This is a genomic window from Mesorhizobium sp. M7A.F.Ca.CA.001.08.2.1, from assembly GCF_003998455.1.
GTDB lineage: Bacteria > Pseudomonadota > Alphaproteobacteria > Rhizobiales > Rhizobiaceae > Mesorhizobium > Mesorhizobium ciceri.
In genome coordinates this window covers 1-921 of sequence record NZ_RZPW01001266.1, presented here as the reverse complement: position 1 = coordinate 921, position 921 = coordinate 1, and the positions used below count along the sequence as shown (strand labels likewise).

Annotated in this window: 1 protein-coding gene; it reads right to left on the bottom strand. The window is 63.1% G+C overall.

Features of this window, described 5'->3' with window-relative positions; translation table 11 throughout:
• A partial coding sequence (locus EN914_RS36710; RefSeq protein ID WP_127389750.1) for an AAA family ATPase occupies positions 1-921 on the bottom strand: 921 nt, incomplete at both ends.

Sequence of the window (921 nt, the reverse complement as noted above, 5' to 3'; positions counted from 1 at the left end):
CGAGTATCTGCACCTTGTGGTGTTGCTCCAGAACCCCTGCCACCCCGCGCAACATCAGAACGGCCACCGCCTCCGACGGCTCGTCGATCTTGACCACCTGGAAACGGCGGGTCAGCGCCGGGTCTTTCTCGATGTGCTGCTTATATTCGGCCCAGGTCGTTGCGGCGATGGTGCGAAGTTCGCCCCGTGCCAGCGCCGGCTTCAAGAGATTGGCGGCATCACCGGTTCCGGCAGCACCGCCGGCGCCAATCAAGGTGTGGGCCTCGTCGATGAACAGGATGACCGGCGTTTCGGACGATTGAACCTCGTCGATCACAGCCTTCAGCCGTTTTTCGAATTCGCCCTTCACGCTGGCGCCCGCCTGCATCAATCCGACATCGAGCATGCGCACGCTGACGCCTTGCAGCGTGGGCGGCACATCGCCCTGAGCGATACGCAAGGCAAAGCCCTCAACGACCGCCGTCTTGCCGACCCCGGCCTCGCCGGTCAGGATCGGGTTGTTTTGCCGACGCCGCATCAGGATGTCGACTATCTGCCGGATCTCCGGATCGCGGCCGACGACCGGATCGATCTTGCCCTCGCGGGCGCGTTGGGTCAGATCGGTGGCGAATTTCGCCAAGGCCGAATCTCCGCCCATGGTCCGCTTCGGCGTTTCAGCCGCGGGAACCGCGATGGCTGCGCCGCCTTCGAGCGAACCTTCCACGACATCGGCGAACCGCGCGACAACCGCATCGGCGTCGATCTTGTCGAACTCGCCGCTGATCTTCGACAGCAGGCCTTCCAGAACCGGGGTTTTCAGGCAGGAAAGCAGAATATGGGCGCTGCGGACTTCCTCGACGCCGAACTCCAGCGTCGCGAGGTTCCAGGCTTCCTGGATTGCATGGAAGATATGATCGGAGAATTCCTCGATCGAGGTTGCGC